26 protein-coding genes and 1 pseudogene are annotated in these 25574 nt (G+C 71.6%); 15 read left to right on the top strand and 12 right to left on the bottom strand.

Going from position 1 to position 25574, the window contains the following annotated elements; translation table 11 throughout:
* Positions 1 to 47 precede the first annotated feature (47 nt).
* On the top strand, positions 48 to 686 hold the full coding sequence (locus tag DA075_RS13005) for a cupin domain-containing protein (protein ID WP_099953597.1): 639 nt from the start codon (positions 48 to 50) through the stop codon (positions 684 to 686).
* A gap of 103 nt (positions 687 to 789) precedes the next feature.
* On the top strand, positions 790 to 1557 hold the full coding sequence (locus DA075_RS13000) for an EAL domain-containing protein (protein ID WP_099953596.1): 768 nt from the start codon (positions 790 to 792) through the stop codon (positions 1555 to 1557).
* 69 nt (positions 1558 to 1626) lie between these two features.
* On the opposite strand, the gene DA075_RS12995 is transcribed toward DA075_RS13000, so the two are convergent.
* Both DA075_RS12995 and ftsE read right to left on the bottom strand, forming a co-directional pair.
* Positions 1627 to 2586, bottom strand: a complete 960-nt coding sequence (locus tag DA075_RS12995; protein WP_099953595.1) for a cell division protein FtsX — start codon at positions 2584 to 2586, stop codon at positions 1627 to 1629.
* Between the two features lie 18 nt (positions 2587 to 2604).
* On the bottom strand, positions 2605 to 3324 hold the full coding sequence (gene ftsE, locus DA075_RS12990) for a cell division ATP-binding protein FtsE (RefSeq protein WP_099953594.1): 720 nt from the start codon (positions 3322 to 3324) through the stop codon (positions 2605 to 2607).
* Positions 3325 to 3514: 190 nt separating this feature from the next.
* On the opposite strand from ftsE, the gene DA075_RS12985 reads away from it, so the two are divergent.
* From DA075_RS12985 to DA075_RS12975, 3 genes are all read left to right on the top strand, one after another.
* Complete coding sequence (locus tag DA075_RS12985; protein WP_099953593.1) at positions 3515 to 4240, top strand: zinc-ribbon domain-containing protein; 726 nt, start codon at positions 3515 to 3517, stop codon at positions 4238 to 4240.
* A gap of 5 nt (positions 4241 to 4245) precedes the next feature.
* Complete coding sequence (gene hpt / locus DA075_RS12980) at positions 4246 to 4815, top strand: hypoxanthine phosphoribosyltransferase (RefSeq protein WP_099953592.1); 570 nt, start codon at positions 4246 to 4248, stop codon at positions 4813 to 4815.
* A gap of 193 nt (positions 4816 to 5008) precedes the next feature.
* Complete coding sequence (locus DA075_RS12975; RefSeq protein ID WP_099953591.1) at positions 5009 to 5389, top strand: response regulator; 381 nt, start codon at positions 5009 to 5011, stop codon at positions 5387 to 5389.
* 8 nt (positions 5390 to 5397) lie between these two features.
* Here DA075_RS12975 and DA075_RS12970 read toward each other — a convergent pair whose 3' ends face one another.
* Complete coding sequence (locus DA075_RS12970) at positions 5398 to 6291, bottom strand: LysR family transcriptional regulator (protein WP_099953590.1); 894 nt, start codon at positions 6289 to 6291, stop codon at positions 5398 to 5400.
* A gap of 107 nt (positions 6292 to 6398) precedes the next feature.
* On the opposite strand from DA075_RS12970, the gene DA075_RS12965 reads away from it, so the two are divergent.
* Positions 6399 to 7376: a quinone oxidoreductase family protein gene (locus DA075_RS12965; RefSeq protein WP_099953589.1), complete on the top strand. Its 978-nt coding sequence runs from the start codon at positions 6399 to 6401 to the stop codon at positions 7374 to 7376.
* A 7-nt stretch (positions 7377 to 7383) separates the two neighbouring features.
* Here the strand turns inward: DA075_RS12965 and DA075_RS12960 are convergent, their stop codons facing one another.
* A complete protein-coding gene (locus DA075_RS12960; RefSeq protein WP_099953588.1) occupies positions 7384 to 7908 on the bottom strand; it encodes a TspO/MBR family protein in 525 nt (174 codons plus the stop codon).
* Between the two features lie 102 nt (positions 7909 to 8010).
* Here DA075_RS12960 and DA075_RS12955 point away from each other — a divergent pair, with 102 nt between their 5' ends.
* Complete coding sequence (locus DA075_RS12955) at positions 8011 to 9165, top strand: trans-sulfuration enzyme family protein (protein WP_099953587.1); 1155 nt, start codon at positions 8011 to 8013, stop codon at positions 9163 to 9165.
* A gap of 84 nt (positions 9166 to 9249) precedes the next feature.
* Positions 9250 to 9714 (top strand): hypothetical protein, encoded by a 465-nt coding sequence (locus DA075_RS12950; RefSeq protein ID WP_099953586.1) that lies wholly within the window; start codon positions 9250 to 9252, stop codon positions 9712 to 9714.
* Positions 9715 to 9721: 7 nt separating this feature from the next.
* Here the strand turns inward: DA075_RS12950 and DA075_RS12945 are convergent, their stop codons facing one another.
* From DA075_RS12945 to mdoH, 3 genes are all read right to left on the bottom strand, one after another.
* Complete coding sequence (locus DA075_RS12945; protein WP_099953585.1) at positions 9722 to 10312, bottom strand: PIN domain-containing protein; 591 nt, start codon at positions 10310 to 10312, stop codon at positions 9722 to 9724.
* Between the two features lie 3 nt (positions 10313 to 10315).
* Positions 10316 to 10771, bottom strand: a complete 456-nt coding sequence (locus DA075_RS12940) for an excisionase family DNA-binding protein (RefSeq protein WP_099953584.1) — start codon at positions 10769 to 10771, stop codon at positions 10316 to 10318.
* A gap of 86 nt (positions 10772 to 10857) precedes the next feature.
* Entirely contained in the window at positions 10858 to 12798 is a 1941-nt protein-coding gene (gene mdoH, locus DA075_RS12935; RefSeq protein ID WP_099953583.1) for a glucans biosynthesis glucosyltransferase MdoH, read from the bottom strand.
* A 228-nt stretch (positions 12799 to 13026) separates the two neighbouring features.
* On the opposite strand from mdoH, the gene DA075_RS38525 reads away from it, so the two are divergent.
* The 5 genes and pseudogenes from DA075_RS38525 (at position 13027) to DA075_RS12910 (ending at position 17836) form a co-directional block, all read left to right on the top strand.
* Positions 13027 to 13428, top strand: coding sequence for an NAD-dependent epimerase/dehydratase family protein (locus tag DA075_RS38525; RefSeq protein ID WP_420813140.1), 402 nt, complete (start codon positions 13027 to 13029; stop codon positions 13426 to 13428).
* Between the two features lie 11 nt (positions 13429 to 13439).
* The gene (locus tag DA075_RS38520) at positions 13440 to 14021 is read left to right on the top strand and encodes an NAD-dependent epimerase/dehydratase family protein (protein ID WP_420813139.1); all 582 of its coding nucleotides are present in this window, start codon (positions 13440 to 13442) and stop codon (positions 14019 to 14021) included.
* Positions 14022 to 14289: 268 nt separating this feature from the next.
* Positions 14290 to 15585: a TIGR04295 family B12-binding domain-containing radical SAM protein gene (locus DA075_RS12920; RefSeq protein WP_099953580.1), complete on the top strand. Its 1296-nt coding sequence runs from the start codon at positions 14290 to 14292 to the stop codon at positions 15583 to 15585.
* Positions 15570 to 16742, top strand: coding sequence for a glycosyltransferase family 4 protein (locus DA075_RS12915; protein WP_099953579.1), 1173 nt, complete (start codon positions 15570 to 15572; stop codon positions 16740 to 16742). The genes DA075_RS12920 and DA075_RS12915 overlap by 16 nt, the downstream gene beginning before the upstream one ends.
* A pseudogene (locus DA075_RS12910) lies at positions 16739 to 17836 on the top strand (CgeB family protein). Before DA075_RS12915 ends, DA075_RS12910 begins: the two are co-directional and overlap by 4 nt.
* 13 nt (positions 17837 to 17849) lie before the next feature.
* Here DA075_RS12910 and DA075_RS36565 read toward each other — a convergent pair.
* Positions 17850 to 17990 (bottom strand): hypothetical protein, encoded by a 141-nt coding sequence (locus tag DA075_RS36565; RefSeq protein ID WP_164712316.1) that lies wholly within the window; start codon positions 17988 to 17990, stop codon positions 17850 to 17852.
* Positions 17991 to 18253: 263 nt separating this feature from the next.
* On the opposite strand from DA075_RS36565, the gene DA075_RS12905 reads away from it, so the two are divergent.
* Positions 18254 to 18517: a hypothetical protein gene (locus tag DA075_RS12905; protein WP_099953578.1), complete on the top strand. Its 264-nt coding sequence runs from the start codon at positions 18254 to 18256 to the stop codon at positions 18515 to 18517.
* A gap of 42 nt (positions 18518 to 18559) precedes the next feature.
* Here the strand turns inward: DA075_RS12905 and DA075_RS12900 are convergent, their stop codons facing one another.
* The 4 genes from DA075_RS12900 to DA075_RS12885 form a co-directional block, all read right to left on the bottom strand.
* Positions 18560 to 19768 carry an alpha-hydroxy acid oxidase gene (locus DA075_RS12900; protein WP_099956571.1) on the bottom strand — a complete coding sequence of 403 codons (1209 nt, stop codon included), beginning with the start codon at positions 19766 to 19768 and terminating at the stop codon, positions 18560 to 18562.
* 169 nt (positions 19769 to 19937) lie between these two features.
* A complete protein-coding gene (locus tag DA075_RS12895) occupies positions 19938 to 21488 on the bottom strand; it encodes a cation:proton antiporter (RefSeq protein WP_099953577.1) in 1551 nt (516 codons plus the stop codon).
* A gap of 92 nt (positions 21489 to 21580) precedes the next feature.
* Entirely contained in the window at positions 21581 to 21820 is a 240-nt protein-coding gene (locus DA075_RS12890) for a hypothetical protein (protein ID WP_099953576.1), read from the bottom strand.
* An 84-nt stretch (positions 21821 to 21904) separates the two neighbouring features.
* Positions 21905 to 22309 carry a flagellar biosynthesis repressor FlbT gene (locus DA075_RS12885; RefSeq protein WP_099953575.1) on the bottom strand — a complete coding sequence of 135 codons (405 nt, stop codon included), beginning with the start codon at positions 22307 to 22309 and terminating at the stop codon, positions 21905 to 21907.
* A 464-nt stretch (positions 22310 to 22773) separates the two neighbouring features.
* Between DA075_RS12885 and DA075_RS12880 the strand changes: the two genes are divergently transcribed.
* Entirely contained in the window at positions 22774 to 25020 is a 2247-nt protein-coding gene (locus DA075_RS12880; RefSeq protein ID WP_099953574.1) for a flagellin N-terminal helical domain-containing protein, read from the top strand.
* Positions 25021 to 25574 lie beyond the last annotated feature (554 nt).

Here is a 25574-nt window from a genome sequence, read left to right as displayed (position 1 = left end):
AACATCAGGCCATAATTCGCTGCATCCCGCAATCGAATTTCATGCATATGAAACAGGCGGCGAAGCGACCACGAAACGGGCAAGCAGGCGGGCAAGGGAGCCAGCAAGGCCGCGGGCCGGTGGCGGCCGATCTCGCGGTCGGGCAGCGGCTGCGCGGCCTGCGGCAGGCACGCGGCCTGTCGCTGAAGGCGGTGGCGGCAGCGACCGGGCTGTCGATCGGCTATCTCAGCCAGGTCGAGCGCGGCCTGTCCTCGCCGTCCTTGCGGGTGCTGACCCAGGTCGCCGACCTCCTCGGCGTCGGCCTCGGCGCCCTGTTCGGCTCAGCCGAGGGCGCGGCCGCCGACGGGATCGTCACCCGGGCCGGCGAGCGGGCGGCGCTCACGCTCTGGCGCGCCGGCATCACCAAGCAGCTGCTGACGCAGGGCGACGGCACTTTGAGCCTGTTCCTGATGCAGCTCGCCCCCGCTTCCGGCACCGGCGACGAGGCCCTGGTCCATGACGGCGAGGAGGCCGGGCTGGTGATGGAGGGCGCCCTCGTCCTCACGGTGGAGGACACGACGGCGGAGCTTGGGCCCGGCGACAGCTTCCGCTTCGCCAGCCGGCGCCCGCACCGCTACCGCAACCCCTCTGCCGAAAGGTCCACCCTGGTGCTGTGGGTCAACGCCGTGCCGCGGGCGCGAGAGTGACGGCCTTGGGAAAATCCTCTTATCCACAGATCCGCGGAGCCGGCTTCATCTTGCGTGAACATAACTGAGGGAGGGTATCTGACGACGAAGCCGGACTGGTATCATGACGAAGCGCAGCGGGTGCGAGCAGTGCAGGAGCGGCGAGCCGCTGCCCTTCACCTTCACGATGGCGTTCCACCCGATCGTGGACCTCGAGCGGGGTGACGTCTGGGGCTACGAGGCCCTGGTGCGCGGCACCGAGGGGCAGGGTGCGGGCCATATCCTCGGCCAGGTCGACGACGGCAACCGCTACCGCTTCGACCAGGCCTGCCGCACCAAGGCGATCGAGCTCGCCGGCGGGCTGTTCCCGGCCGGCGACGTCCGGCTGTCGATCAACTTCCTGCCGAACGCGGTCTACGAGCCGGCGGCCTGCATCCGGGCGACCCTGGAGGCGGCGCGGCGGGTCGGGTTTTCGCATCAGCGGATCATGTTCGAGTTCACCGAGAACGAGCGCATGACCGACGTCGGCCATGTCCAGCGCATCATCACCGATTACCGCCAGCGCGGCTTCCTCACCGCCCTCGACGATTTCGGTGCCGGCTATGCGGGTCTGGGCCTGCTGGCGCGCTTCCAGCCCGACCTCATCAAGCTCGACATGGAGCTGATCCGCGGCATCGCCGACTCGCCGGCCCGGCAGGCGATCGTCTCCGGGGTGATCTCGATCGCCCGGGCCCTCCGCGTCGCGGTGATCGCCGAGGGAATCGAGACGCCCGAGGAGCTCGCGGCCCTGCGCGAGGCCGGCATCACCCTGTTCCAGGGCTACCTCTTCGCCCGGCCGATGGTGGCGGCCCTGCCGGAGCTGAGCCTGCCGGAGATGCGGCGGGCGGCGTGACGCGCGGCCGGGCCTCGCATCGGCTGCGCCCGTCCGCGGCTTGTGGGCCGCCGCGAGACCCGGGCGGCGCTAATCCAGGAACCGCCGCACGGTGAGGCGCGAGACCACCGCGGTGACGATCGAGGCGATGACCCCGATCAGCACCACGCTGGCATAGCCGCGCCAGCCGATGGCGAAGCCGCCGAACAACGCCTCCAGCTCGTCGCCGGCGGGACCTGCGCGCCAGAACCGGGCGAGCGCGCCGCCGGCCCCGATCACCGCGAGGGCGGCGACGGCGCCGATCGCCCCGCCGCGCAGGCCGAGGCGGAAGAAGCGGCGCTGGAACTCGCGGGCGATGAAGTCGGCATCGGCGCCGACGAAGTGCAGCACCTCGACCACCTCGCGGTTGCCCGCCATGGCGCCGCGGGTCGCGAAGGTGACGGCGAGCCCGGTGGCGAGCAGCACCAGGGCCACCACCGCCACGCCGACGCCCACCACGGTGTTGGCCATGGTCGAGAGGCGCGAGAGCCAGAGCGCATGGTCGTCGAGGCTCGCCACCCCCGGCAGGGCCTCGGCGAGGCGCTGGCGCAAGGCGCCGAGATCCGGCGTGCTCGCCCCCAGCCGCACCGTGATGAGGCGCGGCACCGGCAGATCGCCGAGATCGAGGCCGCTGCCGAGCCAGGGTTCGAGCAGGCGCTCGGATTCCGCCTTGGTGAAGGGCCGCGTCGAGGCGATGCCGGGGGTGGCGGCGGCGAGCGAAGCCGCCTTGGCGACGTCGGCGTCGGTGTCGCGGCCCGCGCCCGGGCGGACCTGGATCGTCACCTCCTGCGCCACCGAGCCCTGCCACTGCGCGGCGCTCGAGGCGACGATCTCGGCGCCCCCGGCGCAGAGGGCGGCGAGGAAGGTCAGGATGGCGATCACCGCGGCGAGCGCGCGGCCGGCGCTGGTATCGGTCGGCACCAGGGCCGCGTTGCGGCGCAAGGTGGGCGGCAGGTCGGTGCCGGGCGCCTCGCGCCGGGGCGGCCGCTCCAGGGTGGCTCCGTCAGACATGGTGCGTCTCCCCGCGGCTCATCCTTCGATCCGCAGGCGGTTGTTGCCCAGGACGAACCGGCGCGCGTCGACGAGGTCCATCAGGGCGAAGTCGTGGGTGGCGATCAGCACCGAGGTGCCGAGGCGGTTGAGCTCGACGAACAGGCGCAGCAGGCGCCGGCCGAGCTGGGGGTCGACGTTGCCGGTGGGCTCGTCGGCGAGCAGCAGTTCCGGCCGGGCGATCAGCGCCCGGGCGATCGCCGCGCGCTGCTTCTCGCCGCCCGACAGGAGCGGCGGCAGCACGTGCATCCGCTCGCCCAAGCCCACCCAGCGCAGGAGTTCCACCACCTCGGCCCGGTAGCTCGACTCGGCCCGGCCCTGGACGCGCAAGGGCAGGGCGACGTTCTCGTAGGTCGTCAGGTGGTCGAGCAGGCGGAAATCCTGGAACACCACGCCCATGCGCCGGCGCAACGCGGTCAGCGCATCGCTCGAGATGCCGCTCACTTCCTCGCCGAACACCGAGACGAGACCCCGGCTCGGCCGCGCCGAGAGCAGGATCAGGCGCAAAAGCGTCGTCTTGCCGGCGCCCGACGGGCCGGTGAGGAACTGGAACGAGTGCGGCGCGATGGTGAAGCTGATGTCGCTCAGGACCTCGGGACCGACCCCGTAGCGCATCCCCACATTCTCGAACCGGACCACCGGCTCGTCCATCCCGCCGAGCAGGCTGCTTCCGGTCCCCCGGTCCTTTCTCGCGTCCATCCGGTCTCCCTGCACGCCGGTCTCTCCATCCGGGTTACTCCCCATCCGGGTTCCTTGGCGCGGGCTCATGTCATGCGCGAGCGCTTTTTCCGCGCGGGCGCCCTGGCGATCCGCGCCGCTTTACCACGCATTAAGGCTGGAGCGTGAGGAGTCGTGATCCGGCTCCGGTGCCGTGCCCGACTGATTCGCCATGCTGATCGTCTGTCCCGCCTGCGCAAGCGAATATACGCTCGATCCCGAGCAGATCGGCCCCGGCGGACGCACCGTGCGCTGCGCCGCCTGCCGCGAACCCTGGTTCGTCTCCGCCCCCGCGGCGGAGCCGGGCCCCGGACTCTCGCCCCCCGGCGAGGCGGTGTTCTCCGCCGCCGGGACCTCCGCGCCCCGCCGGGCCGGGGCCCGCGCCGCGCAGGCGATCGCCGCGGGGGCCGCCTCGCGCCGGGGCCTCGCCGGGGCGGCGCTGGCGGTCGCGGGCCTCGGCGCGGTCGTGGTCGCCCTGCTGCCGGCGGGACGCGACGGTCTCGTGCGCGCCCTGCCGCAGGCCGCCCGGCTCTATGCCGGCATCGGCCTGCCGGTGAACCTGCGCGGCCTCGCCTTCCGGGACGTCGCCGCCTACCAGGTGCCGGACACCTCGGGCGCGGGGCGCCTCGTGGTCGAGGGCGACGTGGTGAGCGACTCGAAGCAGGCCGTGCCGGTGCCGCCCCTGCGCATCGAGCTGCGCGACGAGCACGGCCAGGTCGTCTACCGCTGGACCGCCGAGGCACCGCGGACGCAGCTCGAGCCCGAGGAATCCGCCCGCTTCCGGGCCGAGCTTCCGAACGCCCCGGCCAAAGGGCGCGCCGTGCTGGTCCGCTTTGCCGCGGTTGACAGCGGGAATTCTGCCGTCAGCCTGAGGGCTCCGATGAATTCCCACGACTGAGACCGATGAATCCGCCCCTGCCCCGCGTCCGCGTCCTCTTCGACGAATCCGCCATCGCGCAGCGCAACGAGGAGATCGCCCGCGCCATCGCCAGCCAGCCCCTGGAGAATCTCCTGGTGGTGGCGGTGCTCAAGGGCAGCTTCATGTTCGCCGCCGACCTGATCCGGGCCCTGCACCGGGCGGGTCTCGCGCCGCAGGTCGAGTTCATCCATCTGTCGAGCTACCGCGCCGCCACGGTCTCGTCGGGCCAGGTGGCGATCCTGCGCGACGTCGAGAGCGAGGTGCGCGGGCGCGACGTGCTCCTGATCGACGACATCCTCGAATCCGGCCGCACCCTCGTCTACGCCAAGGACCTGCTGATGGCCCGCGGGGCGCGGCGGGTGCTCACCACCGTGCTGCTCGAGAAGCCCGGCAAGCGGGCGGTGACGATGGACGCCGATTATGTCGGCTTCACCTGCCCGGACGTGTTCGTGGTCGGCTACGGGATGGACGTGGCCCACGCCTTCCGGCAGTTGCCCTATGTCGGCCTCGTCGATTATGGGGATGACGGGCCGGACCTCTTCGACAAGGGCTAGGAGGTCCGGGCCCGGTGTCTCGGCGGCGTGGCCGTGGGCCCGAAGCGATGCGCGATTGCAACGCGGGCGCGCATCGCTCCGGAAAGCGACACGAAATCGGAACCGTAGCTGACGCAACGGCTTGACCCGGTATGGCAGGCCCCGTCACATTTGCCCTGTCCGCGCGGTTTTCGGACCGGAGAGACGAGAGGACATGGCGCGCATCCTGCTGGTCGACGACGAGGAACCGATCCGGGGCTTCCTGAAACGCGGGCTGGAAATGGACGGCCACACGGTCGTGACGGCGATCGACGGCAGCGACGGTCTCGAACGGCTGTCCGAGACCACCTTCGACCTGATGCTGACCGACATCCGCATGCCGCTGATGGACGGGATCGCCCTGGCCCTCGCCGCCAAGCGGGACCATCCCGACCTGACGATCCTGCTGATGACCGGGTTCGCCGACCAGCGCGAGCGCGCCCGCGGGCTCGACGCCATCGTGGCCGATGTGCTGACCAAGCCCTTCACCCTGGCCGACATGCGCGCCACGGTGTCCCGCACCCTGCGCAGCGCCGGGGTGGTGGCGGCGCGCTGACGGCCCCGTCAGCCGGCCGGACCGGCGAAGCGGGCGAGCGCGAAATCGATGAAGGAGCGCAGCTTCGGGGTGAGCCGCCGGTCGGGCGCGTAGAGCAGGTGCATCGGGCGGGAGACGGGCCGGTAGGCCGGCAGCACCGGCACCAGGTGGCCCGCCGCCACCGCGTCCCGCACCAGGGCGGCCGGCTGGAGCAGCAGGCCGAGGCCGGCGAGCGCCGCCGTCAAGAGAGCCTGGCCGTTATTGACCAGGAGCCGGTACGACACCTCGACCGTCTCCGGTCCCTCCGGCCCGACGAAGCGCCACTGATCCCCCGTCGCCATATAGGCGAAGCCGAGGCATTCGTGCTGCTTGAGGTCGCCCGGTGCGCGCGGCGTCCCTCGTGCCGCGAGGTAGGACGGGGCGGCGCAGAGGGCGAAGTCCATCGGGCGTAAAGGGCGGGCGATCAGGCCGTTCCCGGCCGGCGGACCGACGCGGAACACCACCTCGTAGCCCTCCTCGATCAGGTCGGCCTTCCGGTCCGAGAGGGTCAATTCGACGTCGACCTCAGGATAGGCCGCCAGATAGGCGGGCAGCACCCGGGCGAGGTCGTAGGCGCCGAAGGTGACCGGGGCGTTCACGCGGATCTGGCCCCGCGGTACCGCCTGGCTGCGGGCCGCGACCGCCTCCACCGCCTCGACCTCCGCCAGGATGATGCGCACCCGCTCGTAGAGGTCGCGCCCCGCCTCGGTCAGGCTCTGCCGGCGGGTCGTCCGGTGGATCAGCCGGACGCCGAGATGCTCCTCCAGCAGGCGCACCTGCTTGCCGACTGCCTGCGGGGAGAGCCCGAGGCTCTCGCCCGCGGCCGAGAAGGACCCCGTCTCCACGGCCCGGGCGAAGGCCTCCATGCCCGACAGACGGTCCATCGATTATAAACCGGGCGTTTCAAATCTCGAATGCGGACCCGGATTTATCATGGCCGCCGACGGGTTCATACCGGGCCGCCCGAGCGGGGCAGAGCAGAGGAGAGGGCATGACGACCCAACGCCGCGTGGTGATCACCGAGTTCGGCCCGCCGCAGGTCATGACCTTGCGCAGCGGGGACCTGCCCGCGCCGGGCGCGGGCGAGGTGTGCGTGCGCCAGACAGCCATCGGCTTCAACTTCATCGACATCTACCAGCGCCGGGGCGCCTACCCGCTCGACCTGCCGACCGGGCTCGGCTTCGAGGCGGCGGGCGTGGTCGAGGCGGTGGGGCCCGACGTGACGGACGTGACGCCCGGCGACCGGGTCGCCACCATGAATGCCGGGGTCGGCGCCTATGCGGACCGGCGCAACGTCCCGGCCGCCAAGCTGGTGCGGCTGCCGGACGGCGTCGGCGACGAGACCGCCGCCGCCCTGCTGTTCAAGGGCATGACGGCGCAGTACCTGCTGCGCAAGACCCATGCGGTGCAGGCGGGCGACCTGCTGCTGGTCCATTCGGCCGCCGGCGGCGTCGGCCAGATCCTGACCCGCTGGGCCACGGCGCTCGGCGCGACGGTCATCGGCACCACCGGCTCGCCGGCCAAGCGCGACGCGGCGCTCGCCGCCGGCTGCGCCGCGGTGATCGACCTCAACGACGACTGGCCCAAGGCCTTCCTGGAGGCGACCGGCGGCGCCAAGGCCCGGGTCGTCTACGACGCCGTCGGCAAGGACACGCTGCTCCAATCCCTCGACTGCGCCGCCCCGTTCGGACTCGTCGTCTCCTACGGCGCCGCGTCGGGACCGTCTCCGGCGATCGACCCGGAGCTTCTCAACAAGAAGGGCTGCCTGTTCCTGACCCGGCCCTCGGTCTTCCCGCACAATGCCGACCCGGCCACCTTCCGGGCCAACGCCGCCGACCTGTTCGACGCGATCGGCCGCGGCCACGTCGCGGTCGATATCGGGGCGCGGTTCCCCCTCGACCGGGTGGTGGAGGCGCACGAGGCGGCGGAGGCGCGGGCGGTGACCGGGGCGATCGTGCTGGTGCCGTGACGGGCCGTCAGTTCATCCACCAGATCGCCGCGTTGAGCGCCGTCGCGTAGGCGACCCACGCGGCGTAAGGAACGAGCACGAGGGCGGCGATCCGGTCGAGCGGCAGGAACAGCCGGATCGTCCACAGGATCATCACCAGCAGGGCGCCCACCACGACGAGGCCGCCGCCGAGATCGTGCCGGGCGAAGAACACCGGCGTCCAGGCGCCGTTGAGGGCGAGCTGGACGAAGAACGCCCAGAGGGCGAGCGTCCGGGTGCGCCGCAAGGTCCCGGTCGCCGGCGCGCGGCCGAGCACCCGCCAGCCCGCGAAGGCGATCAGCGTGTAGAGGATCGTCCAGGCGACCGGGAACAGCCAGTTCGGCGGCGTGAAGCCCGGCTTCGCCAGACCCGCATACCAGGTCGGGATGTTCGGCGTGGTCGCCAGGCTGCCCAGCACCGCGACCGCGGCGACGGGAGCGATCGCCGCGAGGAGGCGCGGCACGGGCGAGAGGACGGGTCGGGCGGAGTGGGGCAGCGTTGCGGTCGGCGACATCACGGGCTCGGGTGCTATACCGGCATGGAGGTTGCGCACCGGCACCGGTTCTGCAAGGCCGGCGGTGACGCAAAACATCCCCGCCATCCCCGGAGACCCCGCATGAGCAGCGCCCCGCGCCCCTGGTCGAAGAAGAGCCTCGCCGCGCAGGCGCTGGGCCACGTCGATCCGGTCACGAAGGCCGTGGTGCCGCCGATCCACGTCGCCACCACCTACATCCGCGACCCGGACAACCAGTATTCCTCCGGCTACGTCTACGGCCGGCCCGACAACGCCACGGTGCGCGAGGCGGAGGCCGTGATCGCGATGCTGGAGGAGGCGCAGGCCGGCGCGCTCCTGTTCTCCTCCGGCATGGCCGCCGCCACGGCGGTGTTCGGCGCCCTCGATCCCGGCGACCACATCGTGGCACCGACCGTGATGTACTGGGCCCTGCGCCGCTGGCTGTCCGAGGAGGCGACGCGTTGGGGCCTCAAGGTCGATTTCGTCGCCACCGACGACCTCGATGCCCTGAAACGCGCGGTGCGGCCCGGCGAGACCAAGCTCGTCTGGCTCGAGACGCCCTCGAACCCGCTCTGGACCGTCACCGACATCGCGGGGGCGGCCGAGATCGCCCACGCGGCGGGGGCGCGGCTCGCCGTCGATTCGACCGCGAGCTCACCGGTGGTGACTCGGCCCCTGAGCCTCGGCGCCGACGTGGTGATGCACGCCGCCACCAAGGTGCTCAACGGCCATTCCGACGTGATCGCCGGGGCGCTCGCCGGCGCCAAGGCCGACGACTTCTGGGCCCGGATCCAGCGCATCCGCTCCGGCAACGGCGCGATCCTGGGGCCGTTCGAGGCCTACCTGCTGATGCGCGGGATGCGCACCCTGCACGTGCGCATCGCCGCCCAGATGGCCAATGCCGGCGACCTCGCCCGGCGGCTCTCGGCGCACCCTGCCGTGGCCCAGGTGCTGTATCCAGGCCTGCCCGAGCATCCCGGCCACGCGGTCGCGGCCCGGCAGATGACCGGCGGCTTCGGCACCATGCTGTCGATCCGGGTGGCGGCGGGCGAGGCGGCGGCGATCCGGACGGCGGCCCGGGTGTCCTTGTGGAAGCGCGCCACCTCGCTCGGCGGCGTCGAGAGCCTGATCGAGCACCGCGCCTCGATCGAGGGCCCGAGCACCCCCTGCCCGCCGGACCTCCTGCGCCTGTCCGTGGGCATCGAGGATGCGGACGACCTCTACGCCGACCTGGACCAGGCCCTGCGGCACGAGTGAAGGAGCAGGCCGCGGGAGCTTCCGGCGCTGTCGGCGCGTTGAACCGGCGAAGCTTTTTCTTCTCCGGCTCACGGGAGACCCGCCATGCCCGCCGCCCTGCCCCTCGCGCTCATGAGCGCGCAGCTCATCCTCGTCGCGGCGGACGGTCCGCCGCGGCTCGACATCTCGGCGACCTGCAACTCCCCCGGCCGCGCCTCGGTCAGCCAGGAGGCCGGCTCGGACGGCTGCCTGCGCTCCGAGCGCTCGGCGGGCGACGAGCTGCGCAAGCGCTGGGGTCAGTTCTCCGGCTCGGCCAAGAGCCAGTGCTCGCAGCAATCGCGCGCCGGCGGCTTCCCGAGCTACGTCGAGATGCTGACCTGCCTCGAACTCGCCAGCGGCGCCGTGCCGGTGACGAGCCCGACCAACCGTGCCACCGCCGGCCAGGGCAGCCCCGCCACCACCGGCAGCGTCCGCGGCCAGCCGGAGGAGCGCGCCGACCGCCTCACCGCCGAGCCGGAGCCGAGCCAGCGCACCGACCCGCTCAAGGTGCTGGGCAAACCGGCGCAGTAGAGCCAGATTACAGCACGGCGGCGTAGGGGCGGAGCACGTCGACGGTCTCGACGCGGCCGGCGGCGCCCATGTCGACGAGAAGCGCCTCGGCGTGCTTCTCGGGCCGCTTGAAGCGCAGCCGCATAGTGCGGACCGCAGCCGTGGCCCGGCCGGGATCGAGCGCGATCGTGTCGGCGAGAGAGGCGTCGGTGGAGCGGGCCTCCAGGTCCAGCGGCGGAAGGATCTTCACCGGAAAGTCCTTCAGGTTGTCCGTCACGACGACCGAGGCACGCGTCTTGATCGCGGCCGCCAGGACATGAGCGTCGTTCTGGTCCGGCAAGCCTTCACCGGGGACCAGGAGATCCGCGAAGCCCGTGACCGTCGCTTCCGCGAACGCGGCCTCCATCTTGGCCCGTGCACGCATGGCATGTGTGGTGGCATCGGCCACGCCCTTGCCGGTTAGAATCTCCGCGGTGGTGCGCTCGGTCTCCTGGAGGACGGGCTCGGACCATCGGACACGGAAGAACTCGGCTTCGGCCAAAGTCAGCAGCCGGATCCGCTTCAAGGCGCCCGCGAGCGCGCAGGCATCGATGAATGCGGTAAAACGGCTGGCGAACATGGTTCAGAGATGCGCGGCATCCATCTCCGCCAGCACGGACAACGCCTCGCCCCGCTTGGCGTCCCGCGCCCGCTTGTAGGCGCACAGGTGCTCCGCCCTGATCCGACGATGCCGCCCGACCAGCGTGTGAGGGATCTCCTGACGGCCGAGCAGGGAAATGAGGAACGGCCGCGAGACGTTCAGCAGGTCGGCCGCCTGCTGGGTAGTGAGCATCTGGCCCACCGGCACCACCGTCACCGCGTGGCCGCTGCCGACATGCCGCAGCAGATCGATCAGCAGGTTCGACGGCGCCGGGGTGAGCGTCACCTCGACCGGCGATCTGGCCTCGTCGAGGATGCGCAGGCTCGCCCGGTCGGCGGCGTGGGCCGCGAGGATCGTGCGACGCTGGTTGGCCACGGCTCGCTCATCCTCAGAAGGAAGGCGGCGACCCAGCGGCTCGGCGTGGGCCGGCACGGTCATGAAAGCCGCTTCCCTCCGAACCGGAGCAGCCACATTATTCGCAATAATCGCAAGCTGGAATCAGGAGAGGCGTTCCGGGCTGCCCCTCAGATCTCCCGCGACGGCGATGCCTTCGCGTCGTCCGTCGCGGTCGCGAGCCAGACCGGGGCCTCGCCGCGGACCGGATGCGGCCGGGCTGGCGCCGGCGGCGCGGCGCGGGCGGCGGCGAGGTCGCGCAGCTCCGGCGCCTGGGCGGTGTCGTCGACCGTGAGGAAGAGGCCGCGGCGGCGTGCCGCCTGTCCGAGATCGGCGCGGCTGGTGAGCACGCTGAGCGCCGGGCTCGCCAGCAGGGCGAGGACCAGCGGCGCCATCCAGAGGGTCAGCAGCGGGTCGGCGGCATAGGCCAGGGCCGCCGCCAGCAGGACACCGGCAACCAGCGAATCGGCCTGGAGCCGGCAGGCCTCGGACCACGGCACCCGGCGGTCGTCGCGCACCTGGGTGTCCCAGCGCACCACGCGACCGGCGAAGGTCGTCGCGACGGCGCCGGCATTGAACAGGGTCATGACCGGCCAGAGCAGCACCCACAGGGCCTGTTCGAGGGCGGCGCTCACCAGAAGGCTCCGGATGCCCCCGAAGGCGGCGCGGCGCGACGGGCTGAGGAGCACGTGGCCGAGGCTGAGGAGCTTCGGCAGCGCCAGGACGGCGAGGCTCAACCCGGCCAGGATCGCCGCCGCCGGCCCCTCGCCGGTGAGGCCGTAGGCGAGCAATCCGAGATCGCCGCTGCGGATCGCCTGCCAGGTCCCGAGGCTCAAGAACGCGACCCAGACCGGCGCGGCAAGGTAGGACAGGATGCCGGCACCGAGATGCCAGCGGCTGCCCGCGGTGAGTCCGGCCAGGCCGATGATGCCGAGATGCTGGAGGTTGCCCTGGCACCAGCGCCGCTCGCGGCCGAGCAGGTCGGTGAGGTTGGTGGGCATCTCCTCCCAGGTGCCGGGCTCCTCCGGCAGGAGGCGCAGCTCCCAGCCGGCCCGGCGCAGGAACGCCCCCTCGACCGTGTCGTGGCACAGGATCTCGCCGCCGAGCGGCGCGCGGCCGGGCAGCACCGGCAATTCGGCATTGGCCGCGAAGGCCTCGATCCGCAGGATGGCGTTGTGGCCCCAATAGCCCCCGTCCGGCCCCTGCCAGGTCTCCAACGCCCGGATCGACAGCGGGGCGTAGAGCCGCACGGCGAATTGCTGGATGCGGGCGAACAGCGTGTCGCGCCCGGCCGCGTAGCTGACGGTCTGGATCAGGCCGGTGCGCGGGTTCTCCTCCATCAGCCGCACCAGGCGGCGCATGGCGGCACCGGTCATCAGGCTGTCGGCGTCGAGCACGATCATGAAATCGTAGTCGTGGCCGTAGGTCGCGCAGAACTCCCCGATATTGCCGGCCTTGCGCCCGGCATTGTCCGGGCGGCGGCGGTAGCGGATCGCCGGCAGGCCGGGCCCGGCCGTGTCGCGCCACGCCTGGATGCGGGAGACCTCGCGCTCTTCGGCCGCCGCGATCTCCGGGTCGCGGGTGTCGCTGAGGACGAAGATGTCGAGGTCGCGCCCGTCGCCGCCGGTGCGGGCGAGGGACCGGGCCATCACCCGGATCGCCGCGAAGACCGCGGCGGCGTCCTCGGCATGGATCGCCACCAAGGCGGCGGTGCGGCTGCGGCCGCTGGCGACCGGCGGCGTCGCGGCGGCCTGCCGCTCCACCGCCGACATCACCCGGGCGCCGAGGCCGGCCGCGACCGCTCCGTAGAGATACGTCCAGGCGATGTAGGCCTGCCAGGCCATCGCCAGGCAGAACAGGACCAGGACCGCCGCCGCGAGCGGCCCGTCCGGCACGCCGGCGCTGGCGGTCGCCGCCGCCGCGAGGGCGAGCGCCGTCGCGACGGTCGGCAGGACGAGAGCGAGGCGGCGGCGCCGCAGCGACGCGGCCTCCTGCCGGGCATCGTGCCGCTGGGTGAGGTCCGCGCCGGGCGCAGCCGGCACCGCATCGTGCGACGAGGGAACGAGGGACATGAGGGGTTGCGTGAACTCGGTGGAGGGGGCCGTGGCGGGACGCGGGCACTCGGCGCCGTGGCTGCGCTCTCCCGCTGACATCTCTCTGAACGATCTCTTGAATCGATCTCCTGGATCAATCGGGCTGAATGACGCCAGAACAATGACACCTGTCCGCGGCGCGTCCGCTCCGTAGATACGGCCAGGATGTATCGGCCGGCCAGGGTCGGAAGCGGAGGAGCGCGACGGGTGCCGCAGACCATCCTGATCACCGGCGGGGCCGGCTTCGTCGGCCGGGCCGTGGCGCGGGCCCTCGTCGCCCGGGGCGACCGGGCGCGCGTGCTGGACAGCCTGATCGAGCAGGTCCATGGGAGCCGGGCGCGCCCGGAGGGGCTGCCGGACGCGGTCGAGCTGCGCACCGGCGACATCCGCGGCGGGCGCGCGGTGGCCGGAGCGGTGGCGGGCGTCGACGCGGTGATCCACCTCGCCGCCCAGGTCGCCGTGACGACGAGCCTCACCGATCCGGTGACGGATTTCGCCGTCAATCTCGGGGGGACGCTGACCCTGCTCGAGGCCCTGCGCCGCCGCGCCGACCCGCCCTTCCGGTCTTCGCCTCGACCAACAAGGTCTATGGCGACCTCGCCGACCTGACCTTCCGCCGGGTGGGCGACGCCGACGCGCCGGACGACCCGGGGATCCTGGCCCACGGCATCGGCGAGGAAAGACCCCTCGACTTCCACACGCCCGATGGCTGCTCGACGGGCGGGGCCGACCAGTACGTGCTCGACGACGCCCGCGGCTTCGGCATTCCGACCTGCGTCCCGCGAACGAGCTGCATCTACGGCCCGCGCCAGATGGGCACGGAGGATCAGGGCTGGGTCGCCCATTTCCTGATCCGGGCGCTGGAGGGACGGCGGATCACGGTCTACGGCGATGGCCGCCAGGTCCGCGACGTGCTCGATGTCGGCGACGCGGTCGCAGCCTACCGGGCGGTCCTGGCTCGGATCGCGCAGGTGAAGGGCCGGGCCTACAATCTCGGCGGCGGGCCGGCCGACGCGGTGTCGCTGCGCCAGGTGCTCGCGGCCATCGAGGCACTCGTCGGGCATCCCCTCGATGCGGGCTTCGAGGAGTGGCGCGCCGGCGACCAGCGCTACTACGTCTCCGACACCCGCCGCGTTGCCGCCGATCTCGGGCTCGCCGCGCCGCTGCCCTGGCGCCAGGGGCTGGCACGCTTGGCGGAATAGCTTGCCGGGAGCCGGGGCCTGCGCCTGACACCGCGGGCGGTGCCGGCCTGAAGCACGCGCGAGAGGCGATTCGGTTCCGGCCATAAGCCTGCGGCGACGGCATGGTCGGGGCCGCGCCATGCGCCTGCGGCATGACAAACGGCCCAGAGGTATCAATCGCTTAACCGCACCTGAGCGAAAAGCTCTTGTCGTCCGGAGCGGTCCGCCACTTCCTCCAATAGTCGCCATCAGTATCCGCGATGCCCGTTCCCGGTTCAGGACAGCCGCATTGAGAATCGCCCTCGTCAACCCGACCTGGAGCTTCGAGAACAGCATCGATGTCGGCTGCCGCTCCCCGCATCTCCCCATGGACCTCGGGGCCTGCAAGGTGCTGCTGGAGCGGGCCGGCCACGCGGTGCTGATGCTGGACGGGGCCCTCGACGGTCTCTCGCTTGCGGACCTGGCCGAGAGGGTGGCGGACTTCGCCCCCACCATGACGGTGGTGACCACCGCCCCGACCTACCTGTTCTGGCGCTGCGCCCAACCGGAATTGCGGGTGCCCCGCGCCTTCCTGGACGCGCTGGGAACGCGCGGCGGCCGGACCGTGGCGGTGGGCCCGCACGGCTCGGTGACGCCGGAGACGACGCTCGCCAAGCTCGCCTGCGACATCGTGGTCCGGGGCGAGTGCGAGGAGATGGTGACGCGTCTCGCCGGGGGCGGCCTCGCCCGGCTCGATGCCGTGCCGGCCCTCGCCTTCCGCGACGGCGCGGAGATCGTCGTCACCGGCGGTCCCGCCGCGACCGGCTTCGTCGATCTGCCGGCGCTTACCTGGCCCGATGCCTGGGTGGCGCGCCACGCCCACCACCACCGCTTCGACCGGGCGCCGGAGGGGCCGGGCGCCGAGGTCGAGGCCTCGCGCGGCTGCCCTTATTCCTGCACCTTTTCCGCCAAGATCGACTTCCGGGACACATACCGGCGCCGCGCACTGCCGAACATCCTGGAGGAGGTCGACCGGTTGATCGCGCAAGGGGCGACCTACCTCTACTTCATCGACGAGATCTTCCTGCCGCAGAGACCCCTGCTGGAGGCCCTGGCCACCCGCAAGGTGGAGTTCGGGGTGCAGACGCGGATCGACCTGTGGAAGCCCGACATGCTCGACCTCCTGGGCGCCGCGGGCTGCGTCTCGATCGAGGCCAGGGTCGAGAGCCTGACGGAGGCGGGCCGTGCCCTCCTCGACGAGAATTGCCGCGCCTCGACCGACGACCTCGCCGAGCGCCTGCTCCATGCCCGCCGCCCGGTGCCGTTCGTGCAGGCGAACCTCATCAGGGTCGCGGGCGACGATCCCGCACTGGCGGCGGCCTGGCGCGACCGCCTGCGCGCCGCCGGCGTCTGGGCCAACGATCCCGTGCCGCTCTATCCCTACCCGTCCTCGCCGGATTACCGCCGCCTCCGGGGCGAGCCGGACGGCGAGGCCTGGGAGCGGGCGCACGCCCATTACCTCGGCCAGTTCGATCGCTTCAGCGACATCCAGGAAGAGCGGCCGGCCCCGTTGCGCGAGTTGGAGGCGGCATGCTGCCCAGCCTGACGGTCCCGGCCGGACGACCCCTCCCCTACCGGGGGGCGCCGGCCCTCAACCTGTTCATGACCGTCGATGCGGTCGGCGGCACCTGGCAATACGGGCTCGACCTCGCCGAGGAGCTGACCCGCCAGGGCGTCGGCGTCACCCTGGCGGTGCTGGGACCTGAGCCGAGCCAGGACCAGCTTCGCGCCGCCCGCGCCATTCGCGGCCTCGCCCTGTGCCCGCTCGGCGCCAGCCTCGACTGGATCGCCCTCACCCCCGGCGAGGTCGAGGCGGCCGCCGCCATGGTCGCCCGCGAGGCCGAGCGGGCGAACGCCGACCTGATCCACCTCAACAGCCCGGCGCTCGCCGCCATCACCGAATTCTGTGCTCCCGTGGTGGCGGTGGCGCATTCCTGCGTGGCGACCTGGTGGGCGGCGATGCGGCCCGGCCCCCTGCCGCCGGACCTCGCCTGGCGGGCGAGCCTGGTGGCGGAGGGCTACCGCCGGGTCGACGCGCTGCTCAGCCCCAGCCGCGCCTTCGCGGACGCCACCGCCGCGACCTACGGGATCGCCCCGCCCCGGGTGGTGCCGAACGGCCGGCGCAGCGCCGCGTCGCGGGGCCAGCGCACCCCGGCGGGCGCCGCCGCTTCGCCCTTCGCCTTCACCGCCGGCCGGCTCTGGGACGAGGGCAAGAACGCCCGCACCCTCGACCGGGCGGCCTCCCGGATGCGCCTGCCGCTCCTGGCCGCCGGCGACCTCAAGGGCCCGAACGCGGCGCAGTTCACGCCCGAGCACCTGCGGCCGCTCGGGCGGCTCAGCGACCAGGACGTGGCGCGCTGGCTCGGAGGCGCGCCGATCTACGCCTCCGCCGCCCGCTACGAGCCCTTCGGCCTCGGCGTGCTGGAGGCGGCGAGCGCCGGTTGCGCCCTGGTGCTCTCCGACATCCCGACTTTTCGCGAGCTGTGGGACGAGGCCGCGATCTTCATCGCGCCCGACGACGATGCGGGCTTCGCCCACGCGATCGAGATGGTGGCGGCCGATCCCGCCATCCGGGCCCGGCTCGGCGCCGAGGCGCGGGCCCGGGCAGAGGCCTTCACGGTCGAGGCGATGACGGCGGGCGTACTCGACGTCTACCGGGCGGTGCTGGAAGCTCCCCCCCTGCGGGCCGGGGTGCCGGCGTGAGGATCGTCGCCTTCACGCATTCGCTGCGCTCGTGCTGGAACCACGGCAACGCCCATTTCCTGCGCGGCGTGCTGCGCGAGTTGCAGGCCCTCGGCCACGCGATCGCCGCCCACGAGCCGGAGGGCGCCTGAGGCATCGAGAATCCCGTCCGCGATCACGGCGAGGCGGGCCTCGCCTCGTCGCTCGCGCCCTACCCCGGGCTGACCGCCACGATCGACCCGCCGGGCTTCGATCCGGACGCAGCCCTCGACGGCGCCGACCCCGTTCTGGTGCACGAGTGGAACGAGCCCGCCCTCGTCGCCCGCATCGGCGCGGCGCGGCGCAACGGCGCACGGTTCACGCTGCTCTTTCGCGATACCCACCACCGGGCAGTGAGCGAGCCCGACGCGATGCGGGCCTACGACCTCTCCGGCTATGACGGCGTGCTGGCCTTCGGCGAGACGCTGGCCGAGGTCTATCGCGGCTGGGGCTGGGGACATCGCCTCATCGTCTGGCACGAGGCCGCCGACACCCGCCTGTTCCATCCGCCGGAGGTGGAGGGGCCTCTCGAGGGTCTGGTCTGGATCGGCAAGTGGGGCGACGGCGAGCGCAGCGCCGAGCTGGAGCACTTCCTGTTCGGGCCGGCGCAGCGCGCCGGCCTGCCCCTCGACATCTGGGGCGTGCGCTGCCCCGACGCGGCGCTGGCGGCCCTGGAGCGTCATGGCGCCCGCTACCGCGGCCGGCAGCCCGATTCCGGCGCCCCGGAGGTCTTTTCCCGCCACCTCGCCGCCGTGCACGTGCCGCGGCGCTTCTATGTCGAGGCCCTGCCGGGCATCCCGACCATCCGGGTCTTCGAGGCCTTGGGCATCGGCATCCCCCCGGTTTCGGCGCCCTGGTGCGACAGCGAGGGCCTGTTCACCCCCGAACGCGACTTCCTGGTGGCGCCGGACGGGCCCGCGATGGAGCGCCACCTGCGCAATCTCGCGCGGGATCCGGGCTTGCGGGCGCAACTCGTCGAGCACGGTTTGCGGACGATCCGGGCGCGGCATGCCTGCGCGCATCGCGCGGCGGAGCTGCCGGCGGTGGCGGAAACAGTGAGTGGCGGGGCGGCGTGATGCCCCGAAGGCCTCAATACTGTACGAACTCGCCGAGCCGGCCGGCGAGGCGGTAGGCGCGCTCGCGGGTGAGGCCGCGCAGGATCACCCGCGTGTCGCTGTAGAGCGTGAAGGTGCCGTCCGCGTCGGCCTGAATCCGGATGCCATCGTGCATGGTCTGGCGCCCCCCGTCGTTGCGGCATCCGCTCCGGGATGCGGGGAGAAACGCGCAGGCATGCGCCGGGATCGGAGCCCGTCATCATTTTTTTAAGCGTCGAATTTTTTTACGCAGCGGACCCGAGAAAAACGATCCTTCTGCCGGAACCTTCGCCGTTGGAAAATTCTTGTCCGTGACCCGTTCCAAGCGGGTGAGCCCGCCGCGCCGGCGGGTCGGTTCCCGCTGTCGGACGCGGGGGCCGTGCAGAGGAGACACCCAAGATGAAGAAGACGACTCTGGGCCTCGCGGCGGCGGCGGTTCTCGGCTGCCTCACCTTCGGCATCGGCGCGGCCTCCGCCGCCCCGGCGAGCCCGGCCGGCATCCAGGCCGCTCCCATGGTGGAGCAGGTGCAGATGACCCGGGGCGAGCGCCGGATGATGCGCCACCACCGGATGCATCGTCACATGATGCATCGCCGCCACATGATGCACCGGCGGCACATGATGCGCCACCGCATGATGCACCGCCACATGCACCGCATGTGAGGCTGGACGCCCGCCCGGGGTTACCGGGCGGGCTTTCTTGGGTCAGAACGGCCGGTTGCTGAGGGCCGGCTTGCCGGCCAGGATCCGCTCGTCGACCTGGCGCACGTCGCGCAGGCCGCACATCGCCATCGTGACGTCGAGTTCCTTGCGGATGATGTCGAGGCACTGGGTCACGCCCGCCTCGCCGCCGGCCCCGAGCCCGTACAGGAAGGCCCGGCCGATGAAGACGCCGTGGGCGCCGAGCGCCAGGGCCTTGATCACGTCCTGCCCCGAGCGGATGCCGCCGTCCATCAGCACCTCGATCCGGTCGCCCACCGTCTCGACGATGGAGGGCAGGGCCGCGATCGACGAGATCGCCCCGTCGAGCTGACGCCCGCCGTGGTTGGACACGATCAGCGCCTCGGCGCCGCTCTGGGCCGCCAGCTCCGCATCCTCGGGATCGAGGATCCCTTTGAGGATCAGCTTGCCGCCCCAGCGGTCGCGGATGCGCTTGACGTCGTCCCAGTTGAGCCGGGGATCGAACTGCTCGGCGGTCCAGGACGAGAGCGAGCGCAGGTCCCCCACCCCTTGCGCGTGCCCGACGATGTTGCGGAAGGTGCGCCGCTGCGTGCGCAGCATGTTCAGGCACCAGCGCGGCTTCGTCGCCAGGTTGATGATGTTGGGGATCGTCATCCGGGGCGGGGTCGAGAGGCCGTTCTTCACGTCCTTGTGGCGCTGGCCCAGGATCTGGAGGTCGAGGGTGAGCACGAGCGCCGAGCACTGCGCCGCCTTGGCCCGGTCGATCAGCCGGTCGATGAAGTCCCGGTCGCGCATCACGTAGAGCTGGAACCAGAACGGCGCGTCGGTGTTCTCGGCCACGTCCTCGATCGAGCAGATGCTCATGGTCGACAGCGTGAACGGCACCCCGGCCTTGGCGGCGGCGCGTGCCGCCAGGATCTCGCCGTCGGCATGCTGCATGCCCGTGAGGCCGGTCGGCGCCAGCGCCACCGGCATGCTCACCGGCAGGCCCACCATGGTGCTGGCGAGCGTGCGGTTCGTCATGTCGACTGCGACGCGCTGGCGCAGCTTGATCTTGGAAAAATCGTCCTCGTTCGCCCGGTAGGTGCCCTCCGAGTACGAGCCGGAATCGGCGTAGTCGTAGAACATCCGCGGCACCCGCCGCTCGGCGAGCACGCGCAGGTCCTCGATGCAGGTGACGGGCCCGCTCGTGAAGAACCGCGACGTCCAGGACGGCGGCCGCGAGGAGGGCATTCGGGTGGCGTGCATGGCGTCTCGCTCGTGGGTCTCTTCGCCCCTGCGCCGGGCATCCTCGGGCCCGGCGCGCAGGTTTTTGGTCTCAGGCCCGCCCGGGATACAATCAACCGTTCGGGTCTGACCATCGTTTTTGCCGTGCGCCTGACGCGGCCCGGCACCGCGGCGGTCACGGGACCACCTCCTCCCGCGGCGTGGCACTGAGCTCGGCCCAGTCCAGTTCCTCCTCGAGGCGCAGGTAGGCGTCGTCGCCGATCTCGTCGCGCTCGCGCAGATCCACGATGACCGCGCGGGCGGCCTCGACGGCGCGGCGGCGCAAGGAATCGGCGGGCAGGCTCGCCGGGGCGAGGCCCTCGTCGTGGTCCTCCGCCTCGCGCAAGGCCACGTCGAATTCCCGCCGCAGGGCCTCGGCATGGGGCGAGCGATCGTCGGCCAGGCTGTTGCGGGCCGCCCGGTAGGCCGCGGCGCGTGCCCGGCCGATCTCGTGCCCGACCGGATCGTCGTCGCCGAGCGAGAACCAGGCGAGCAGCGGCCGCAGGGTCAGGCCCTGGATCACCAGCGTGCCGAGCACGACGCAGAACGCCGTCAGCACCACGAGGTCGCGATGCGGGAAATCGCCAGGCAAGGCCAGGGCGAGCGCGATGGTGACGACGCCGCGCATCCCGCACCACGCCACGATCGTGCCCGAGCGCAGGCCGATCGGGGCCGGCCCGATTGGTCCGGCGAGGCGGTGCACGAGCCGGGCGACCGCCCGGGCGCCGAGCACCCAGGCGAGCCGTACCACGACGGTGGTGCCGAACACGGCCGCGGCGACGAGCGCGTAGTGGCTGCGCTCGGCCGGGCTCAGGCCCTCGAGGATCGGCCCGATCTGCAGGCCGATCAGCACGAAGGCGAGCACGTTGAGCACGAACACCGCCGTCTCCCAGACGGTGTTGGAGGTGACCCGCAGGTGGGCCGGCATGGTCTGGGGCGAGAGCCGCGACACGGTGAGGCCGAAGCTCACCACCGTCAGCACGCCCGAGACCTCGACCCGCTCGGCGGCGAGCCAGAGGCCGAAGGTGGCGACGAATTGCAGCACGACGGCGCTCGGCGGATCGGACACCCGGCGCATCAGCCGGACGTAGAGCACGGCCAGGACCGGACCGGCGACGAGCCCGCCGACGACGCCGATCAGGAAGGTCGGGGCGACCTCGGAGACCGAGAACGACCCCGCCGCCACCGCGCCGAGGGCGAGGCGGTAGATCAGCAGCGACGAGGCGTCGTTGAACAGGCTCTCGCCCTTGAGGATGGTGACGAGGCGGTGGGGCAGCCGGACATGCGCCAGCACCGAGAGCGCCGCCACCGCGTCCGGCGGCGCCACGATGGCGCCGAGCACGATGCCGGCGGAAAGCGGCAGGTCGGGCACCAGCCAGCGCGCCACCAGCGCCACCGCCACCGTGGTGACGCCGACCGCCCCGACGACGAGGCCGGCGACCGGCATCCAGTTGCGCTTGAGGTCGCGCAGGCTGGTCTCGTAGGAGGCGTCGAGCAGGACGGGAGCGAGGAAGAGCGCCAGCGCCAGGTCGGGGTCGAGGCGCAGGTTCGGGACCTGCGGCACGAAGGCGAGCGCCGCCCCGCCGATGGCCAGGAAGGCCGGGAACGGCGCCCCGAGGCGCCGCGCCACCCCGGCGAGCAGGACCGCGGCGACGAGCACGCCCGCGATCCATTCGAAGATCAGCATCACCCCTCCGCATCTCAAGGAGGGGCAACGCGCGGAGGGCGCCCAGGGTTTGGTCCGGATGGGTTTGGCCGGGACGGGCGGAGAGCGCTGGCTCAGGAACCGCCGGCGCGAGGCTCGGCCACTTGAAGCTCGGCCACTTGAAGCTCGGCCACTTGGCCCGGGCGGAGGATGCGCCCGTCGGCGAGAATGATCCAGGCGCTCCCGGCCGCGACCGTGCGGGCCGCCGCCACCGCCTCGCGCAGGGTCGTGGTCACCGGCTCGTCGGGGCCGGGGGCCGGCCAGACGACGAGTTGCGCCGGAGTGGTCCAGTCGATCGAATCCGTGTCGCTCATGGGTCCGTACCGCTCATGGGGCGAGACCACCACCCCAATGCGGCCGGGCCGGGGCGGTTTCGTTGCCCCGTGATGTCGCCGCGCTCAGGCGGCGTCGGTCGCGGCGCTGAGGCGCTCCATCAGGCTGCGCTCATAGGCGACCAGCTCGCGGCCCACCTTCAGGGCGCGGTGGTACTGCTTGTTCGCGAGCTCGTCCTGGATCGCCACCAGGTAGGGCGCGCTCGTCGGGATGCTGCGCAGGATCTCGAGCGATTGCCGCACCAGGAGGTCGTCGGCCTCCATCGGATGGTCGGCGAGGTAGATCAGCTGGAGCGTGACGCAGAGGCGCTTGCAGGCGGTGTCGGCGCCGCTCTCCGGGATGATCTCGCTCTCGCGCAGGAACTTGCACGTGTTCTCGATCAGGAGGTTGGTCGAGCGCTCGCCGTTGCGGAGCGCCGCACCGTTGATGATCAGGCGCTCGAACGGCTTGAGGTGGATGCGCAGGGGCATGGGCGTCTGTCCGTATGGGCTCTGGCGAAGGGGGCGCCTTCCGGTTCTGGTTCCATCCTCGGCATCATCCCGACGGGTCGGCGGTGGAGCGTGACGCGAGCAGATTCCACCGTCGCTCACCCCGTTCGTCCCGGGACGCCGTTCCGCGCCGTAGCATCCGGCACGACGGCGCAACCGGAGCCCAAGCCTCCGGAAGGTGCCGTGGCCGGCGGGACGGCGCCCGGTGCGGCGCATCGTGTCGGAACAAGGTGAACATGCGCCCGACGCTAACGCGCGGACGATTAAGAATTCACTCTACCGAAGAGCGAAACAACCGCCCCTCCGTCGACTTTATTGGTCATTAACCATAACGGATCGGAACCTGTCCGCGCCGTCATTAGCCTTAAGGAAGACGAAAGATCCCCTGGGCCATGGTGACGGCGTCGTCAAAAAGACGCGTCCCGCCGATCAAAAAGGTCGTCTCCATGTCGTCCGGCATCACCCTCTCGGCCGCCACCCGCCAGAACCTCCTGTCGCTCCAGGATACGGCCGCGCTGCTCTCCACCACGCAGACGCGCCTCTCGACCGGCAAGAAGGTCAACACCGCCCTCGACGGCCCGGTGAACTACTTCACCGCCCAGGGCCTGACCTCGCGCTCCTCGGCCCTGAACAACCTGCTCGACGGCGTGTCGAACGGCATCCAGACGATCCAGGCCGCCAATACCGGCCTGACCAAGCTGCGCGGCCTGACCGACCAGCTCAAGTCGGTCGCCCAGCAGGCCCTGTCGGCCTCGAACGCCTTCACCGCCAAGGCGGCGATCCCCTCGACCGCCCTGCCCGGCGCCACCGCCAACAACCTCTTGTCGGTCGGCCCGACGACCGCCGTGGGTGAATTGGCGGTCGGTGACGATCTCGCCACCAAGCCCAAGACCGCGACCGGGCCCGCCCAGACGGACATAGCGTCCATGCGGAACACGATCTTTGGGTCGAGCACTCCTGCCGTGGGTGACACGGGCGATCTGGTCATCGACGGCAAGACCATCACTCTCACCGCGGGTACCGACGACACCGACGGGAACTCCCTCGCCACCGCCATCACCGCCAAGCTCGGCACCGCCGGCTCGGACGTGACGGTCGCCTACAACACTACCACCAAGACCTTCACCGCGACCGGCAAGAGCGACGGCACGGCCTTCATGATCGGCACCGACGCGAAAACCAAGGCGATCCTCGGAGACACCCAGCCGGCGGCCTACGGCAAGGCGCAGACTGCGAGCAGCGTGGACGTTACGGACGCCAACGCGATCAAGACGGCGCTCTTCCCGTCCGGCTCGACGGCGACGATTTCGATCGACGGTGTCACGATTAGCCTGACCAAGGAAATCGACGGCACGGACCCCGACACGCTGTCCAAGTCGATCAACAACCAGCTCAAGGCGGCCGGATCGGCCGTAACGACGAAGGTCATGTCGACCGGATCGCCCGCCGTGAAGACGCTCGTCGCCACCGGGACGAGCGACGGCGGCGTCTTCGCCATCGGCAGCGACGCGACCACCAAGGGCCTGTTCTCGGCCGCGCCCGTCGCCGGTACGTTCATCCCCACGGCGACGAGCCTGGCCACCGGCCTCGGCTACGTCGCCGGCGACACCTTCACGGTCAACGGCCAGGTCGTCACGGTCGGCCGCACCGATACGCTGTCGTCCCTCGCCCAGAAGGTCACGGCCGCCACCAACGGCACGGTGAGCGCCACCTACGACGTCACCAACAAGAAGTTCAGCTTCACGGCGGTGGATTCCGCGACCGCGATCGTGCTCGGCGACGGCAGCACTTCGACCGCCAAGGTGTCGAAGCTCGGCTTCGCGGCCATCACCAATTACAGCGCCGGACAGGGCACCACGGTGGCCGACACGTCCGGCCTCGTCCCGGTCCAGAAGTTCACCAAGAGCAAGCTCGACGGCCAGACGATCACCGTCCGGGTCGGCGACGGCAACTTCGTCAGCCTGACCTTCGGCACCGTCGCGGGCCAGATCTCGACCCTCAACCAGCTCAACGCCGCCCTGGCCCCGGCCAACGCAATGGCGACCATCGACAGCACCACCGGCGCGATCAAGGTCAGCACCACCAACGAGGCCGGCGGCGACAACCTGCTGCTGACGGCGAGCAACACCGGCACCGGCAACCCGTTCAGCTCCAGCACCTCGACCGCGATCATCGGCGGTGACGGCGCCAACGCCCGCAACGGGATGGTCAACACCTACAACAACCTGCTCAACCAGATCGACCAGATGGCGGCCGATGCCGGCTTCAACGGCACCAACCTGCTCGCCGGCGACACGATCAACGTCAGCTTCAACGAGCAGGCCACCTCCTCGCTGAAGGTCTCCGGCACCGCCGTGACGGCGGCGGGTCTCTACCTGACGCCCATCGAGTCGGTCGACTTCCAGGACAGCAACTCGATCAACGCCGTCATCAAGAAGATCAACAGCGCCAACAGCGCCCTGCAGAGCCAGGCCTCGACCCTGGGTGCCAACCTGGCGGTGGTGCAGAACCGCCAGGACTTCACCAAGCAGATGATCAACGTGCTCGATACCGGCGCGGCCAACCTGACAAATGCCGACCTGAACGAGGAGGCGGCCAACTCCCAGGCCCTCTCCACCCGCAACTCGCTCGGCATCTCGGCCCTGTCCCTCGCCAACCAGGCCCAGCAGGGCATCCTCCAGCTCCTGCGCTAATCGGCGCGCAGGATCTCGACGGCTGAGCGGCCGGGGCGCGAGCCCCGGCCGCTTCCGTTTGTGAGGCGGCCGGCGTCCCTCAGGCCCGCGACCCTGCTTGCACGCCCCGTCTCCCTCCTGGATGGACGAGGGACTTCCGGGCCCGCTCCGTCCAGGGCTGCCCGGGGAAAGACGGAGCGCTGGTTCTCCCCTCTCCCCGCGGGCGGGGAGAGGGCTGTGTTCCCGTTCAGGGAGCACAGCAAGCGGAGGCGCAGCCGGAGCGAGGGTGAGGGGGTCTCGACGGATGAGACTCCTGCGGCACCACCCCCTCACCCTCTCCCCGCCCGCGGGGAGAGGAGGAACCCGCGCTTGGGTCTTTCACCCGAACAGCATGCGTCCGGGCGGCCCGGGCTACACGGATCGGGCAATTCATCGTCACCCGGCAACGCAGCAATCACCGCCGTTGCCGCCACTCCCGGCAGATGCTCCCAGCCGGCGCAAGCCCCGTCGCAGGCTCCACCGGACCGAGCGGTCGAAACGATCGCTCGGCCGCGTGCGTACCGACCTTGGCGCCT

The organism is Methylobacterium currus (assembly GCF_003058325.1).
Classification (GTDB): domain Bacteria; phylum Pseudomonadota; class Alphaproteobacteria; order Rhizobiales; family Beijerinckiaceae; genus Methylobacterium; species Methylobacterium currus.
Note: the sequence above shows the minus strand (reverse complement) of the source record. Positions and strands in the feature narration are given on the sequence as shown.